Here is a 13,017-nt window from a genome sequence, read left to right on the forward strand (position 1 = left end):
TCCTGCTCGATAATCTGGCGGCGACTGCAACCGAGCAGCATCATTGGTTTATATGACGCACTGGCGAGAATACTTTCCGCTACTTGGCAAGTGTTTGCAGTAGCCCACGGAGCCGTCTTCTGATTCTAGACTTCTCGTGTTCGAAGTGGCCCTTACCAACGCGCAAATTCTGCCAATGAACAACCAACGAAGTGTCCAAACGTACGCAAGCCCTAAGCGTTCTGGTCTCGGTGCGCAGTAGACAAAATGTCCGCTTCTGGCCGAAAACTGCCCTATCCCAAAAGGCAACCCTTGCCTGCCGCCCCATCATCCGGCCTACTCCAGCGCTGGTCTTTCAGCCTCATACAGAGCATCCCCAAAATGCTTTTTTCCACACTATTAAACGGTAAGCCGCTGGAGTCTGATCAATCCGAGGTCATCGTCCCTTGGTGGAGCTTTACCAAAACAGTGCTCGCATTAGCGGCGCTTTCATTGGTTCGAGACGGTTTGATTGAGCTGGATGCGTCTTTGTCGGAGGGTCAATTTACTCTGCGGCAACTGCTCAAGCACCAAGCGGGGCTGGCTGACTATGGAGAGCTGAAGGAATACCACGCGGCGGTTGCCGGAGGCGACGTCCCATGGTCAACGAAAGAAATGATGCAGCGTCTCGATGCTTCCAAGTTGCGTTGCGCGCCGGGCGCTGGCTGGCGGTATTCCAACGTGGGTTATATGTTCGTGGGAAGACTGATTGAGCGGGTGACGGGGCTTAGCCTTGGCGATGCCTTAGTTGAGCGCGTGTTTTCGCCCTTCGGTTTGTCCAACGTACGACTAGCAAAAACGCCAGAGGATTTGCTGGGTGTCTATCTCGGCTCTGCGTCGACTTATCACCCCGGTTGGGTCTATCACGGTCTGTTGGTCGGCCCACTTAATCAAACGACTGTTCTGCTGGACCAACTGCTGAATGGGTCATTCCTCTCATCTTTTTTGCAGAACGAGATGCTAGATGCAATCGTGCTCGGCGGACCGATGCCAGGACGGCCCTGGATTACTCCAGGCTATGGTCTCGGTCTTATGATTGGCGGCGTGAGTACCGGACAGACTCTTATCGGGCATACCGGCGCGGGGCCGGGCGGGGTTATTGCGGTGTATCACTGTTCAAATGGAACAAGCACAGCCACCTGTTCAGTGTTCAGTGAAGGCAATGACGAAGGGAGCGTCGAAATGGAGGCATCGAGGCGGCTTTTGGCTGCTGTCCAGACAATGTGCTAGCGGCGATACAGACCACTTCAAGTGAAAGCTAGGTTCGTCGATAACAATGTGCATTTACAGCGCGAAACAACAACAGCCCACTCAAACATTCCCACCCCCCAACCGCGAAAACGAATACCGGTCAATATCAGTCCTTAACTGCCAACCCTGACTGTTCCAATAATCCGCCGCTGCCGTATTGGTCTTGATCACGTCGAGATGGCATTTAAGTATTCCGTGTTCCTCAAGCGTGGAAAGGCAGCGGTCCACCAACGCATTGGCGATGCCTTGCCGCCGATATTCGGGTGAGACGACCAAGTGCTGCAAATACCCTCGGCGGCCATCGTGGCCGGACATGATGCAGCCGCAGAGGACCGTTCCGTCTTCGGCGATGAAGCTCATTCCGGGGTTCCGTTCTAGATAGCGTGAGGTCGATTCACGGGAGTCGGCATCGCGGAAGGTGACGCCCGGAGTGGAGCGCATGAGGGCGATGACCGAGTCGTAATCGTCTAGGGTCATGACGCGCAGCGTGAACATGGTTTGAGCCTGGCTTTGTCGGCGGTCGGGCTCGGCAGCCTAGCAGATCCCTTGAGCGCGCCGCAGGTCAGCGGGAATAATCGTTGTTACCCACTAGCTGCGCTTCGATAGCCGCTTTGTCGATGACCGACCAGACCTGTTCGATCTTTTCGCCGTTGAATCGGTAGAAGACGTTTTCGGTGAAGAACACTTTCTTTCCGTTCACCGGCAGGCCGAGAAATAGAGCTTTTGGGGTACACACGAAGTTTAGGCGAGCGGCTATGTAGTCCGATTCGGCAATCAGCAGCTGGATGTTGAAATGCAGGTCCGGGATTTGATCGAAGTCTCTTTCCAGCATTTCGCGGTAGCCGATGAGTCCGATACGGCGATCGTTGTAGTACACGTCCTCATGCACAAAGGTGTCGAGCGCTGGCCAGTTTTGCTCGTTCAGGCAGGCGATGTAGCCGCGGTACAGGTTGGGAAGGTCGGTTTTGGTCATGGCTGTCACCTTGGTTTTCATCGGGTACGTTTGAAAATAGTTGATCACGAGCGCCGTCGGCATAGGGTTGCTTGGTTTTTTGTAGGGAATGATGCCTGATCTCTGAGGTCGAATTGTCGAGCGGCTATTGGGACCGCTTCTCGGTTCATCGTGGGCAAGCACGCTCCTGCAGGTAATCTTTGTCATTCAATAAGTTATGCAGTTTTTGGACGCGCGTTTCTTCGTTGGTAACAGAGAATACCTATCGAGCGCCTATGCTCTCTCTATTAGAACTCTCCCGGAAGGGGTCTAGTCTTGACCTAGCGTCGGCGTAAGCCGGCCCGCTGAAACCTGATAGGGAGATGCTCAACGCTTCGTGAGCCGATGAAAACGACAAAGGTAGATCAAACATGTCAACTGAATCGAAATGCCCATTCAACCAAGCCGCCGGTGGTGGCACCACGAATCGGGACTGGTGGCCTAACCAACTCAATTTGAAGATCCTGCACCAGCATTCGTCCTTGTCTGATCCCATGGGGGAGGGCTTCAACTACGCCGAAGAATTCAAGAGCCTCGACTTGGCCGCGGTCAAGAATGACCTGCGAGCGCTGATGACCGACTCTCAAGAATGGTGGCCTGCTGACTTTGGTCACTACGGACCTTTTTTCATTCGCATGGCCTGGCACAGTGCCGGGACTTACCGCACGGCTGATGGCCGTGGTGGCGCGGGTGCTGGCCAGCAGCGTTTTGCGCCGCTCAATAGCTGGCCAGATAACGTCAGCCTCGACAAAGCGCGTCGGCTGATTTGGCCGATCAAGCAAAAATATGGCCGTAAAATTTCCTGGGCTGACCTGATCATTCTCACGGGCAACGTCGCCCTGGAGTCCATGGACTTCAAAACCTTCGGTTACTCCGGTGGGCGCGAGGATGTCTGGGAGCCGGAAGAAGACGTGTACTGGGGTTCTGAAACCACCTGGTTGGGCGGTGACAGTCGCTACGGCAATACCAAGGCAATGCAGGAGCCGGGCGAAGGGGTATTGGTTGCCGAGCCGGAGATGCATCCTGTTGAAGAAAGCCGGACCGACAGCCAAGGTCGCAACTTGGAAAACCCGCTCGCCGCCGTGCAGATGGGCCTGATCTATGTGAACCCGGAAGGTCCCGAGGGCAACCCGGACCCGGTCGCGTCAGGGAAGGACATTCGCGAGACGTTCGGTCGCATGGCGATGAACGACGAGGAAACCGTGGCCCTGATCGCTGGCGGCCACGCCTTCGGCAAGACCCACGGCGCCGGGCCTGCCACCAACGTAGGGGCTGAGCCCGAAGCCGCTGACCTTGAAGACCAAGGCTTTGGCTGGAAGAACAGCTTCGGCACCGGCAAAGGTGGTGACACGATCACCAGCGGTCTGGAAGTGACCTGGACCTCCACGCCCACCAAGTGGAGCAATCAGTACCTGGAGAACCTGTTCGGCTTCGAATGGGAGCTGACGAAAAGCCCGGCGGGCGCCCATCAGTGGACGCCTAAAGATGGCGGTGGTGCCAACACTGTTCCCGATGCCCACGACCGGTCCATGCGTCGCGCCCCGTCCATGTTGACCTCGGACCTCGCCCTGCGCTTCGACCCGGCTTATGAAAAAATCTCACGGCGCTTTCTGGAGAATCCTGAGCAGCTAACGGATGCCTTCGCCCGCGCGTGGTTCAAGCTGACCCACCGTGACATGGGGCCGCTCGCGCGTTACCTCGGCCCGGAAATGCCGGCTGAAGAGTTGCTCTGGCAAGACCCGATTCCAGAGGTCGATCATCCGCTGGTAGAAGAAGCTGACATCGCGGCGCTCAAGAGCAAAGTCCTGGCCTCGGGCCTGTCGGTCTCGCAACTGGTCTCGACCGCTTGGGCAGCAGCTTCGACCTTTCGTGGTTCTGACAAACGGGGTGGCGCCAACGGCGGACGCCTGCGTCTGGTTCCGCAGAAGTATTGGCAGGCCAACCAACCGGAGCAGTTGGCGAACGTGCTCAATATCCTCGAAGGTATCCAGGGCGAGTTCAACAGTGCGCAGGCGGGGGGTAAGAAGATCTCGCTGGCCGACCTGATTGTGTTGGCCGGTGGTGCTGGGATCGAACAAGCCGCGAAAAATGCCGGTCACGCCGTCACAGTGCCTTTTGCGCCGGGACGCATGGATGCTTCGCAGGAGCAGACGGACGTGGAGTCTTCGGCTTTTCTGGAGCCTATCGCTGATGGTTTCCGTAACTACGCTAAGGGTAAATACAATGTATCGGCTGAGGCGTTGTTGGTTGACAAGGCGCAGTTACTGACCCTGACGGCACCAGAAATGACGGTGCTCGTCGGCGGCCTGCGTGTGTTGAACACCAACGTCGGCCAAACTCGGCACGGGGTTTTTACCCAGCGGCCGGAGACGTTGACCAACGACTTCTTCGTCAATCTGCTCGACATGGGCGTGGCGTGGAACGCGGTCTCGGACGCCAAGGATACGTTCGAAGCACGCGATCGAAAGACCGGCGCGGTCAAGTGGACCGGTACTCGGGTCGATCTGGTCTTCGGTTCACACGCCCAACTGCGGGCCTTGGCTGAGGTCTATGCCAGCGCGGATGCGCAAGAGAAGTTTGTTAAGGACTTCGTAGCCGCCTGGACCAAAGTGATGAACCTGGACCGCTTCGATCTAGCGTGAAACCTGCGTTGGACCGTTGCCTCTGAAAACCTGCAACGCCTCCCGTGTGGAGGCGTTGTGGTTTTTGAGGCCATTCAAACGCCGAAATCAGTATCAACTGTCGCAGCGCGAACCAGGTCAATCATCTTGTAGACGGCGTTAACGACGTAAAGCGTCATGGCGCTGAGCAATACAACATTGATGGCGTGGAAGATCATGGTCGTAGTCCCGGTCAGGTTTGGATGGCGCCATTGTTACTGGCGAGGCTTCAAACCAGAAAGTGTCTGTGTCCATGGTGTTCATCGATGGGAATGATGGTTGAAGTCGCTATCCCCCAATCTGAGAGCCAACTTGTTGGCATTTGGTAGACAGCGCGTATTTCTGAAGCACGATCAGATGTTCAGTGCCTACTATTCCGGTCTGCCAAAGCCTCTGTGGGAGTTCGCTTGCCAACGAAAGCAGCAATACAGGCGACCCAAGTTTCAAGTCGACATCAGCGGCGCGATGACCGGCTTCTTCGCAGGCAAGCCTGCTCCCACAGTTCATCTCTACGGCTGCTTGCTATCAACTGTATCAATGAAATCTGAGCCAACTTGTTGGCGAAGGTCCTTTAGACCTTATCGCAGCCTTCGGCAGATCCTACAAAAATCTGTGCAGCGCCAACATCTGTGGGACCGAATTTATTCGGGAAGGCGTCAGCCCTGACACGCTGCAACCTCGAACTTTGTAGGAGCCAACTTGTTGGCGAGGCGGCGTTTCAGGCTTCCACACTTCTCGCCAACAAGTTGGCTCCACAGATTTACTGCACCCCAAACATCGCGGTCCAGTAAATCCCCGCATCGCTCTTTGGATCTACTGCATAGGCTGCGCCCAGCTCACGAAATTGTGGGTTCATTACGTTGGCGCAGTGGCCTGGACTGGTGAGCCAGCCATCCACCACTTTGCGACCGGAGTCTTGCCCAGCGGCAATGTTTTCGCCGATTTCACGGCCGATGTAGCCTGCCAGTTCGGCTCGATCACCCGGTGTGTGGTCATCGCGGTCTTTGTGACCGAAGTAGTTGTTGTTGGCCATGTCTCGGGAGTGGGTATCCGTCGCGGTGGCCAGCATGGCGTTCCAGGTCAGCGGCGCCGTGGCGACAAAGGACTGCGTGCCGCATTGGCGCGGCTGGGCGCGGGCAGCATTGAGCATGACGAGGAGTTTCTGGCCTTCCGCTTGGGAAGTGCCTAGGCGGGCAGTCAACAGCGGACGCGCCAGCACAATGCGCCAATCACGTCCCTCTCGGCTGACACCGATATCAACGTATTGTGGGTCCAACACCACTTTGCAGAAGCTCTCTTGCACCATCTGCAGAGCCGCCTGTGCATCGCGCGGCCCAGACAACGTGATGGCCTGCACGTGGACCATGGGGTACGCCGCACTTGCCATCGCTTGTTTCAAGTCCGTATTACCTGTGGCGGGAAGGATCAGACGCGGATCCGCCGTCAACGGTGGCAACTCGTGGGACACCCCTTCAGCGCAACGCTGCGGTTGGCTGCGGTAGGCGTTGATGGAGTCAACCAGTTGGATTTCCTCGGTCGCCATCGCCGAAGCGGCAGAAAAAAGGCCTAACGACAACACAACAAGATGGATAACGGACAATACGACGCGCATAAAACTCTCCCTTGATATGACTGCGGCCATCATGCGCGATATCACTCGAGTGCTGCCAGAGCTATGGCAGCCGCAGCAACGGACATACCTGTTTTGCTCGTTCAGCCAAGGCCGCTCTAAGCACCTGCATCTGAATGATTCGCTGATCAATGATCTGAATTTTTTCCACAAAAATAGCGGCCAACAGTTCAGCCGATGCGGTGGTTGAAGACCAGAGTTCAGGTAGGTTTTCGCCAATTTCAGCGAGAGAAAAACCCAGTTGCTGCGCCAGTTTTATGTAGTCGACCAATTGCACCGCCTCTGCGGTGTAGCAGCGATAACCGTTGGCACTGCGTGTCGATTGGATAAGGCCCTTGTCTTCGTAAAATCGCAGAGCGTCCGGGCTGACACCGGTGAGTTTTGCCACTTCGCCTATTTTCATCGTTTCTCTCATGGAAATGCTTTCATCAAACACCGCATAACCTGTTGAATTGTAGATATTAAATTGTAGGAGCGCGCTTGCCCGCGATGGGCCCGGGGTCGCGCTCGACCGAAGCGGTCCCAAATGCCCAGCCAACTGCAACAACCCAGCGGCCTGGTTTTACGACGGCTGCGCAGCCGATCGCGGTCAAGCGCGCCCCTACAATAGCGGCGGCATCTCCTACAGAGAATTCGCGTTGCTGCGCTTGACTCTGGACCTAGGTCAAGGCTTTAGGCTGATGGCTCTGACAATGAGGGAACGCGATGATCGACTCAAGACTGAATCTGAAAATTGTGCGGGCCAGCGCTGGGTATGACCTGGTTGCCACGGCGGGTTTTATGACCCCCTGGACGGCCACCTTGCTGTTGGGTGGGCTCACGGGCTTGTCAGCTCAATTGGGATTGGAACGAGCGATTCCAGTAATCGACAGCACTGCGATGTTGTTTGCCAATTTGCTCGGCAGCATCGTGGTGGTCTGGTCGATGTGGCGATTGCGCCACGCCAGTCAGCGGGTTGGACGCTACGATGCCTGCGCGAGGGGGCTTTTTGCGCTGTGGCAACTGTATGCCGTAAGCCAAGGTGCAAGCGTGTTGATCCTGGCGTTCACCGTCATGGAATTGGTATTTGCCGTGGCCCAGAGTTTGCCGGTGCACGCGCCGAATCGTCACCTAACGCCGACTCCCACGCGTACTCACGTCCACCCACACCGCCAGCACCAGAATGCTGCCTTTGACGATCATCTGCCAGTAGCTGTCGACATCGAGCATCGACATGCCGTTGTCGAGGCTGGTGATGACCAGGGCGCCGAGCAGGGCGCCGTACACCGTGCCTGAACCGCCGCGCATGGAGGTGCCGCCGATGAAGCACGCGGCGATGGCGTCCAGTTCGCCCATGTTGCCAGCGGAGGGTGAGCCCGCCGCCAGCCGTGCAGTGTTAACCAGGCCGGCGAGGGCGCACATCACCCCCATGATCCCGAAAATCCAGAGCTTGATGGCTTGCACGTTGATGCCGGACAGCCGCGTGGCTTCCATGTTGCTGCCGACCGAATAGATCCGCCGCCCGAACACCGTCTGGCTGGTCACATAGCTGAACACGCCGAGCAAGGTCAGCAGGAGCAGCACCGGAACCGGAATGCCGTCGTAGCTGTTGAGGGTGTAGACAAAACCTGCCAACACCGCGCCGATCAGCACCACGCGCAGGGTGTCGCGCAGCATGGAGGGCACCGACAACCCGTGCAGCGCGCGGTTGTGGCGTTGGCGCCAGGTCAGGAACAACGTCAGGCCGAACAGCAGCACGCCGAGAACCACCCCGACCAGCGGCGGCAGATAGCCTTGGCCGATGTAGACCAAATCGGCCGAGACCGGTGCAATCGTAGTACCGCCGGTGATCCCCAGCAGCACACCACGAAACGCCAGCATGCCGCCCAGCCCGACGATGAAGGAGGGGATGCGCAGGTACGCGGTCATGTAGCCATTGCCAAGGCCGATCAACAGCCCGCAGACCGCAACGATGGCGAGGTTAAGCGGTAGCGGCAGGTGATAAACCACATCGAGAATCGCTGCCACGCCGCCGAGCAGGCCCAGCATCGAACCCACCGACAAATCGATCTCGCCACTGATGATCACCAGCACCATGCCGCAGGCGAGTATCCCGGTGATGGACATTTGCCGAAGCAGGTTCGACAGGTTGCGTGGCGTGATGAAACCGCCTTCGGTCTGCCAACTGAAGAACAGCCAGATAATCACCACAGCGATCAATAGGGCGAGCATTTTGTAGCGGGTAAACAGCTGTTTGAGCTGATTCATTTAGACGGATTTCCGCTCAATAGTGGCGTGCCGATCGGCTGGCTGAGCGCGGCAGCGAGCACCCGCTCCTGAGTCAATTCCTGGTTGATGAAGTCGCCACGCAACTGGCCGTCGCCAATCACCAACACGCGGTCGGACACGCCCAGCACTTCGGCCAACTCCGACGAGACCATGATGATCGACACCCCTTCGGCCGCCAGCACCCCCATCAATTTGTAGATCTCGTATTTGGCACCCACATCGACCCCGCGCGTGGGTTCGTCGAGAATTAGCACTCGGGGCTTGGTCAGCAGCATTTTGGCCAGTACCGCTTTTTGTTGATTGCCGCCCGACAGGCTGGTGATCGGCAGAAAAGGGTTGGCGGTTTTCAGGTGCATGCGGGCGATTTCCTGATGGACGCTGCCCAGCTCGGCCTCGGCGTCGATTCGGGTCAGCCGGGAGAAGGTGTCCAGCACCGCCAGCGTGATGTTTTGCCCGACGGCCAGGTCTGGCACGATGCCTTGACGCTTGCGGTCTTCAGGCACCATGCCCAGGCCGGCGTGAATCGACTTTTGCGGGGTGCGGGTGTCGATTCTCTTGCCGTCCAGCCAGACCTCGCCTTCAAATCGACCGGGATAGGAGCCGAACAATGCGGAGACCAATTCCGTGCGGCCTGCTCCGACCAATCCGGCGATGCCGAGGATTTCCCCACGGCGCAGGGAGAACGATATATCGTCAACCCGTTTGCGCCTGGGGTTGTCCACGTCGTAACAGGTGATGTGTCGGGCTTCGAACAACACCTCGCCGACTGCGTGCGGCTCGGTGGGGTAGAGGTTGCTGATTTCGCGGCCGACCATTTGCGTGATGATCCGGGTGACGTCCATGTCGGCCATGGACGTGGTAGCGATGTGTTTGCCGTCGCGAATCACTGAAACGGTGTCGCAGATCGCCGACACTTCGTCGAGCTTGTGCGAGATGTAAACGCAAGCGACGCCCTTGGCTTTGAGGCCACGGATGATGTCCAGCAGCACGTCGATCTCCGAACGGGTCAACGAAGACGAGGGTTCGTCGAGGATCAGCAACCGAGCCTTCTTGTTCAGCGCTTTGGCGATTTCCACCAGTTGCTGATAACCGCCGCCGTATTGCGAGACCGGCAGGGCGACGTTCATGTCCGGCACTTTCAGCTCACGCATCAGGGCTTCAGCGCGGTGCATCATGGCCGGGTAGTTCATTCGTCCGCCCGGCAGGGTCAGTTCATGGCCCATGAAGATGTTTTCCGCGACCGAGAGGTCGGGAACCAGGGTCAACTCTTGGTGGATGATGACGATCCCGGCGGCTTCGGTTTCGGCAATGGAGTGCGCCGTCAGCGGCTTGCCGTCCCAGATGATTTCACCTTCCCAGCTGCCGTAGGGGTAGACCGCCGACAACACTTTCATCAGCGTCGATTTACCCGCGCCGTTTTCGCCGCACAATCCCACGCATTCGCCGGGCTTGACCTTGATGTCGATGCCATTCAGCGCCCGGACGCCACCGAAGGCTTTGACGATGCCATTCATTTCCAGCAGATAGTCGGACATTGCGAGCACTCATTGCGCAGCGAAAAGGCAACCAAATCTGCCGGACCCCTAGGGGACCGAATTCATTCGGGAAAAGGCCGGTACATCCGACACAAATGTATGGCTGCGCTTGACCCTTCCCGAATGAATTTGGTCCTACAGATTTCTATCGCAAACAGCTTAACTCCCGGCGATCTGCGCTTTGGTATAGAACCCGTCGTCTATCAGCACGTTGATGTTGTCCTTGGTCAGCGGGGTCGGTTTGAGGAGGATGCTGTCGACCTTTTTGCTGCCGTTATCGTATTGCGAGTTGTAGGTGGGCTTCTCGTTGCGCACCAATTGCACCGAGAGTTTGGCGGCTTCGGAGGCGAGCAGTTTCAGGGGTTTGTAGACGGTCATGGTCTGGGTCCCGGCGACAACCCGTTTGATCGCGGCCAAGTCGGCGTCTTGACCCGAGATCGGCACTTTACCGGCCAGTTTCTGCGCGGCGAGGGCTTGAATAGCGCCGCCAGCGGTGGCGTCGTTGGAGGCGACGATGCCGTCAATTTTGTTGTTATTGGCGGTCAAGGCGTTCTCGATGATGCTTAGCGCCTCCGTCGGGTTCCATTCTTTCACCCATTGCTGCCCGACAATCTTGATGTCGCCCCTGTCGATGGCCGGTTGCAGGATTTTCATCTGGCCTTCGCGCAAGATTTTCGCGTTGTTATCGGTAGGCGCGCCGCCGAGCAGGAAGTAATTGCCTTTGGGTTGAGCATTCAACACGCCACTGGCCTGCATCTCGCCGACCTTCTCGTTATCGAAGGAAATATAGGCGTCGATATCGGCGTTCAGAATCAGCCGGTCGTACGACAGCACCTTGACCCCGGCCTTCTTCGCTTCGGCCACCACGTTGTTCAACACCGTCGCATTGAACGGCACGATAACGATCACGTCGACGCCGCGCGAAATCAGGTTTTCGATCTGGGAAATCTGCCGTTGCTCGTTGGCGTCGGCAGACTGCACGTAGACCTTGGCGCCTAACTGCTCGGCCGCTGCGGTGAAGTAGTCACGGTCCCGCGCCCAGCGCTCAAGGCGCAAGTCATCAATGGAGAAACCGATTTTCGGGTGGGCCGCGTCGGCCATGGCCGAGTTGGCGAGCAGGGCCAGAACGCTGGCAAGTACGACGGGTTTAAGATTTTTCATGGTGAGTCCTCTTATTGTTGTTTAGACGCACTTCAAGACCGGGAACGAGGTCCTCCGATAACGGCTGATTTAAGGGTAAATAAAACGATTCACGACGCCTTCAAGCATCTCTTGGCGGCCGCTGACCGGTTGCGGGTTCAGGTCGTTGTTAAACGCGTGCTGAGCGAGGGTTTCCAGGCTGAAATCCCCGGCAAGCACGGCACGACCGAACGGCTGACTCCAGCCCGCGTAGCGTTGAGTTTTGAATTGTTCGATCAAGTCGTTCTGGATCATAGACGCTGCACGCTCTAACGCTAGGGCGAGCACATCCATTGCGGCGACATGACCGTGAAACAGATCGACTTCTTCCAGGCTCTGGCGGCGCAGCTTGGAATCGAAGTTGAAGCCACCGCGGGTGAATCCGCCGGCCTTGAGAATCTCGTAGGTGGCCAGGGTCATTTCTTCAACGCTGTTTGGAAATTGGTCGGTGTCCCAGCCGTTCTGCGGATCGCCTCGGTTGGCGTCGATGCTGCCGAAGATGCCGAGGGATGCCGCTGTGGCAATTTCGTGCTGAAAACTGTGGCCGGCCAGGGTTGCATGATTGGCCTCGATATTGAGCTTGATCTCTTTTTCCAGCCCGAACTCATGAAGGAAGCCAAACACCGTGGCGCTGTCGTAATCGTACTGATGCTTGGTGGGCTCTTGCGGTTTGGGTTCGATCAGCAGGTCGCCGGTGAAACCAATCTGGTATTTATGCTCGACCACCATCCGCATGAAACGCCCGAGTTGCTCGCGCTCGCGCTTGAGGTCGGTGTTGAGCAGGGTCTCGTAGCCTTCACGACCGCCCCACAACACGTAGTTGGCGCCCTTGAGTCGCAGCGTGGCGTTCATCGCGCTAAACACTTGGGCCGCCGCGTACGCAAAGACTTCGGGGTTTGGGTTGCTCGCTGCACCTGCGGCAAAGCGTGGGTTGCTGAAACAGTTGGCGGTGCCCCACAGCAACTGAATGCCGGTTTCTTCTTGATGACGTTCGAGCTGGTCGACCATCTGCGCGAAGTTCTCGCGGTACTCTTTCAGGCTTGCACCTTCGGGGGCGACGTCGGTGTCGTGAAAGCTGTAGTAATCGATGCCCAACTTGGAGAAGAATTCGAACGCCGCTTCGGACTTGGCGCGGGCCATGTGCATCGGGTCGGCGGGTTGTTGCCACGGGCGTTTGAAGGTGCCGACGCCGAACATGTCGCTGCCGGGCCAGACGAAGCTGTGCCAGTAGCAGGCCGCCATCCGCAGGTGCTCGCGCATGGGTTTGCCGAGGACGATTTTGTTGGCATCGTAATGACGAAAAGCGAGGGGGGAGTCGCTATTTGGGCCTTCGTAATGAATTTTTTCGACCGCCGGAAAGTAGGGCATTGCGATTTCCTTAGTTGTTTTTAGAAGGAAGATGACCGTACTTCGAGCGTAGCAACCTCCCCGCGCCTGATGATTATGAAAATCACCAAACCGGGGTTCGATTTTAGTTATTGAGGC

Annotated in this window: 12 protein-coding genes; 2 read left to right on the top strand and 10 right to left on the bottom strand. The window is 57.4% G+C overall.

The features are described 5' to 3' along the window. The first annotated feature begins 360 nt into the window (after nucleotides 1-360). Nucleotides 361-1,248 carry a serine hydrolase domain-containing protein gene (locus tag RHM65_RS16590; RefSeq protein ID WP_322171004.1) on the top strand — a complete coding sequence of 296 codons (888 nt, stop codon included), beginning with the start codon at nucleotides 361-363 and terminating at the stop codon, nucleotides 1,246-1,248. Between the two features lie 81 nt (nucleotides 1,249-1,329). Here the strand turns inward: RHM65_RS16590 and RHM65_RS16595 are convergent, their stop codons facing one another. Next, nucleotides 1,330-1,764, bottom strand: a complete 435-nt coding sequence (locus RHM65_RS16595) for a GNAT family N-acetyltransferase (protein WP_322164886.1) — start codon at nucleotides 1,762-1,764, stop codon at nucleotides 1,330-1,332. A gap of 67 nt (nucleotides 1,765-1,831) precedes the next feature. Next, nucleotides 1,832-2,242 (bottom strand): ester cyclase, encoded by a 411-nt coding sequence (locus RHM65_RS16600; protein ID WP_322164885.1) that lies wholly within the window; start codon nucleotides 2,240-2,242, stop codon nucleotides 1,832-1,834. A gap of 389 nt (nucleotides 2,243-2,631) precedes the next feature. On the opposite strand from RHM65_RS16600, the gene katG reads away from it, so the two are divergent. Next, nucleotides 2,632-4,902 (top strand): catalase/peroxidase HPI, encoded by a 2,271-nt coding sequence (gene katG, locus RHM65_RS16605; RefSeq protein ID WP_322164884.1) that lies wholly within the window; start codon nucleotides 2,632-2,634, stop codon nucleotides 4,900-4,902. A gap of 74 nt (nucleotides 4,903-4,976) precedes the next feature. On the opposite strand, the gene RHM65_RS16610 is transcribed toward katG, so the two are convergent. The 8 genes from RHM65_RS16610 to xylA all read right to left on the bottom strand — a co-directional run bounded on the left by RHM65_RS16610 (nucleotide 4,977) and on the right by xylA (nucleotide 12,900). Then, entirely contained in the window at nucleotides 4,977-5,099 is a 123-nt protein-coding gene (locus RHM65_RS16610) for a hypothetical protein (protein WP_322164883.1), read from the bottom strand. Nucleotides 5,100-5,680: 581 nt separating this feature from the next. After that, on the bottom strand, nucleotides 5,681-6,532 hold the full coding sequence (locus tag RHM65_RS16615; protein ID WP_322164882.1) for a CAP domain-containing protein: 852 nt from the start codon (nucleotides 6,530-6,532) through the stop codon (nucleotides 5,681-5,683). 61 nt (nucleotides 6,533-6,593) lie between these two features. Continuing rightward, nucleotides 6,594-6,953, bottom strand: a complete 360-nt coding sequence (locus RHM65_RS16620; RefSeq protein WP_322164881.1) for a MerR family transcriptional regulator — start codon at nucleotides 6,951-6,953, stop codon at nucleotides 6,594-6,596. A gap of 425 nt (nucleotides 6,954-7,378) precedes the next feature. After that, on the bottom strand, nucleotides 7,379-7,645 hold the full coding sequence (locus RHM65_RS16625; RefSeq protein ID WP_322164880.1) for a hypothetical protein: 267 nt from the start codon (nucleotides 7,643-7,645) through the stop codon (nucleotides 7,379-7,381). A gap of 15 nt (nucleotides 7,646-7,660) precedes the next feature. Then, nucleotides 7,661-8,797 carry a sugar ABC transporter permease gene (locus RHM65_RS16630; protein WP_322164879.1) on the bottom strand — a complete coding sequence of 379 codons (1,137 nt, stop codon included), beginning with the start codon at nucleotides 8,795-8,797 and terminating at the stop codon, nucleotides 7,661-7,663. Continuing rightward, the gene (xylG, locus tag RHM65_RS16635; protein ID WP_322164878.1) at nucleotides 8,794-10,353 is read right to left on the bottom strand and encodes a D-xylose ABC transporter ATP-binding protein; all 1,560 of its coding nucleotides are present in this window, start codon (nucleotides 10,351-10,353) and stop codon (nucleotides 8,794-8,796) included. The genes RHM65_RS16630 and xylG overlap by 4 nt, the downstream gene beginning before the upstream one ends. Nucleotides 10,354-10,512: 159 nt before the next feature. Beyond that, nucleotides 10,513-11,514 (bottom strand): D-xylose ABC transporter substrate-binding protein, encoded by a 1,002-nt coding sequence (gene xylF, locus RHM65_RS16640; protein WP_322164877.1) that lies wholly within the window; start codon nucleotides 11,512-11,514, stop codon nucleotides 10,513-10,515. Between the two features lie 69 nt (nucleotides 11,515-11,583). Further along, nucleotides 11,584-12,900 (bottom strand): xylose isomerase, encoded by a 1,317-nt coding sequence (gene xylA / locus RHM65_RS16645; RefSeq protein WP_322164876.1) that lies wholly within the window; start codon nucleotides 12,898-12,900, stop codon nucleotides 11,584-11,586. Between the last annotated feature and the right edge of the window lie 117 nt (nucleotides 12,901-13,017).

Source organism: Pseudomonas sp. CCI4.2 (assembly GCF_034350045.1).
GTDB lineage: Bacteria > Pseudomonadota > Gammaproteobacteria > Pseudomonadales > Pseudomonadaceae > Aquipseudomonas.

What these genes read in the sequence shown, in the direction of transcription:
- RHM65_RS16630 (WP_322164879.1), bottom strand. Translation starts at nt 8,797, where the DNA reads ATGAATCAGCTCAAACAGCTGTTTACCCGCTACAAAATGCTCGCCCTA.
- RHM65_RS16590 (WP_322171004.1), top strand. Translation starts at nt 361, where the DNA reads ATGCTTTTTTCCACACTATTAAACGGTAAGCCGCTGGAGTCTGATCAA.
- RHM65_RS16600 (WP_322164885.1), bottom strand. Translation starts at nt 2,242, where the DNA reads ATGACCAAAACCGACCTTCCCAACCTGTACCGCGGCTACATCGCCTGC.
- katG (WP_322164884.1), top strand. Translation starts at nt 2,632, where the DNA reads ATGTCAACTGAATCGAAATGCCCATTCAACCAAGCCGCCGGTGGTGGC.
- xylG (WP_322164878.1), bottom strand. Translation starts at nt 10,353, where the DNA reads ATGTCCGACTATCTGCTGGAAATGAATGGCATCGTCAAAGCCTTCGGT.
- RHM65_RS16610 (WP_322164883.1), bottom strand. Translation starts at nt 5,099, where the DNA reads ATGATCTTCCACGCCATCAATGTTGTATTGCTCAGCGCCATGACGCTT.
- RHM65_RS16620 (WP_322164881.1), bottom strand. Translation starts at nt 6,953, where the DNA reads ATGAAAATAGGCGAAGTGGCAAAACTCACCGGTGTCAGCCCGGACGCT.
- RHM65_RS16595 (WP_322164886.1), bottom strand. Translation starts at nt 1,764, where the DNA reads ATGTTCACGCTGCGCGTCATGACCCTAGACGATTACGACTCGGTCATC.
- xylF (WP_322164877.1), bottom strand. Translation starts at nt 11,514, where the DNA reads ATGAAAAATCTTAAACCCGTCGTACTTGCCAGCGTTCTGGCCCTGCTC.
- RHM65_RS16615 (WP_322164882.1), bottom strand. Translation starts at nt 6,532, where the DNA reads ATGCGCGTCGTATTGTCCGTTATCCATCTTGTTGTGTTGTCGTTAGGC.
- xylA (WP_322164876.1), bottom strand. Translation starts at nt 12,900, where the DNA reads ATGCCCTACTTTCCGGCGGTCGAAAAAATTCATTACGAAGGCCCAAAT.